Consider the following 1,686-nt stretch of genomic DNA (forward strand, 5'->3'; position numbering starts at 1 on the left):
AAATGTTTCATTCCTGTTTAAATGACCATAACAGCTCATACCAACCAGCCATCCAATTAAAATGGAGCGGCCTCTTCGAGAATTTTCAGCAGGTGTTGCCGCTGTTCTGAGCTGAGGACCTGTCGCATTTCCAGAACTGCCTCAAAACGTTTGGCATTTACTTCTTGGCTTAGCTGTTGTACCCGCTGAAATTGAGCTGCCACTTCTGACTCAGGGGCATCGCCGACCAGCAACTCCCGCAATCGACCGCGGGCTGCCCTCAACTCCAAAATGCGCTCCAACAACTCTTCCTGTTTGCGGTGGCGGATCTGCTGCAATTGCCGCAACTGCTCGTCGGAGAGGTTCAGCTCCCGCAAATTGCGAGCAAAGGGGCGGCGCAAATCCATCATTCGCAAGGGGCGGGGTTGGCCCATCACCGGTTCACCCAGGGATCCCAGGTAGAGTGGCAAAATGGGGATCCAAATCCAAGCATTTCTCATGGTTCTTTGCAGGCTTTTTCTAAGAATCTGACCAAGGTCTCAGAAGTCTCAGCGGTGTAATGGTCAATGAAGGGGGATATTCGTGAGGCTGATGGATTTAGGATCCCTCTGGATCGCGTTCTATCCACCAAGTTTCGGTTTCTGTTCCCTCTGGGCTCAGCAAGCTTCCCCAAGTGCTCACCAAAAAACTTTCTAGGGCTTCGGTCTCCTGGGCCACCACCTGTACCTGCCAGCGCTGATAGCCAATCCAGCCCAGCAAAGCGCCCGCCAAAAGGGAGATGCCAACCCAACGCCAAGGGTGCTTGAGCCGGCCATGAAGTGGATGAGTCGCCACAACTTGAAGGATCTGCTCCTCCAGCCCAGAGGCCGCAGGGGGAGGGAGGGGGCGATATTGACGCAAAAAGTGGCGCAGCCGCTCGTCTGCTAGGGGGTTGGGGTGCTCACTCATGGGGTAATGCCCTCCTGAAGTAGGTGTTGACGGATGGTGGCACGGGCGTGAAACAGCCGGGACTTCACCGTTCCCACCGGGATCCTTAAAATCTCGGCAATCTCTTTCTGGGGCAGGTCTTCTAGGTCGTGCAGAATCAGAACCATTCTGTGTTCGGGGCTGAGCTGGGCCATGCCTCGCTGTAGAGCCTGTTGGTAGTACAGGTGCATCAGGTCGGGGCCAGGGTGAGCGACATCCGATCTAAGAGCCGGGTTTTGGGTTTGGGAGTGTTGCCGGGCGCAGCGCCGTCGCTGATCTGAGGCCACATTCCAACAGATGCGATACAGCCAAGTGGAAAACTGGGCCGAGCCGCGAAACCGAGGCAACCCTTTCCAGGCACGAATAAACACTTCCTGTACCAGGTCATCCAAAAGATCGGCTCCACACAAGGGATAGAGGATATTCCGTACCGACTGCTGGTATTTGCGGTAGAGTTGGCGAAAGCTCTGGCTGTCGCCGTTGAGGCAGCGCTGGATCAGCTCCCAATCGGATGTATCCTTTGCCGCCTGCACGAGAGGACGCTCCCTTGTTCTCAACCTTGCTTTGTCTGACTCCCAATGCCCCCAAAAGGTTCAAAGGATCCCTGTCTACGATGGCCCTCCACTTCCCGCCAAGCAAGATATGGTCGTTTAGGCTAGAGTGAGACACCTGGGCTATACGAGAAAAGCCTTATGGCCCCATGCATTATTGCTCCGCAGCGCTGACGCGACGACGCGACCA

Annotated in this window: 3 protein-coding genes; all 3 read right to left on the minus strand. The window is 55.5% G+C overall.

Going from position 1 to position 1,686, the window contains the following annotated elements; genetic code table 11:
* Nucleotides 1-56: 56 nt before the first annotated feature.
* Nucleotides 57-479: a Spy/CpxP family protein refolding chaperone gene (locus NW819_RS14015; protein ID WP_414343944.1), complete on the minus strand. Its 423-nt coding sequence runs from the start codon at nt 477-479 to the stop codon at nt 57-59.
* Nucleotides 480-576: 97 nt separating this feature from the next.
* On the minus strand, nt 577-927 hold the full coding sequence (locus tag NW819_RS14020; RefSeq protein WP_414343942.1) for a hypothetical protein: 351 nt from the start codon (nt 925-927) through the stop codon (nt 577-579).
* On the minus strand, nt 924-1,445 hold the full coding sequence (locus NW819_RS14025; protein ID WP_414414124.1) for a sigma-70 family RNA polymerase sigma factor: 522 nt from the start codon (nt 1,443-1,445) through the stop codon (nt 924-926). The genes NW819_RS14020 and NW819_RS14025 overlap by 4 nt, the downstream gene beginning before the upstream one ends.
* Nucleotides 1,446-1,686 lie beyond the last annotated feature (241 nt).

Source organism: Synechococcus sp. R8-2, from assembly GCF_047461715.1.
Lineage (GTDB): Bacteria > Cyanobacteriota > Cyanobacteriia > Thermostichales > Thermostichaceae > Thermostichus.

Excerpts from the sequence above, each read along its gene's own strand:
- NW819_RS14020 (WP_414343942.1), bottom strand. The coding sequence starts at position 927 with ATGAGTGAGCACCCCAACCCCCTAGCAGACGAGCGGCTGCGCCACTTT.
- NW819_RS14015 (WP_414343944.1), bottom strand. The coding sequence starts at position 479 with ATGAGAAATGCTTGGATTTGGATCCCCATTTTGCCACTCTACCTGGGA.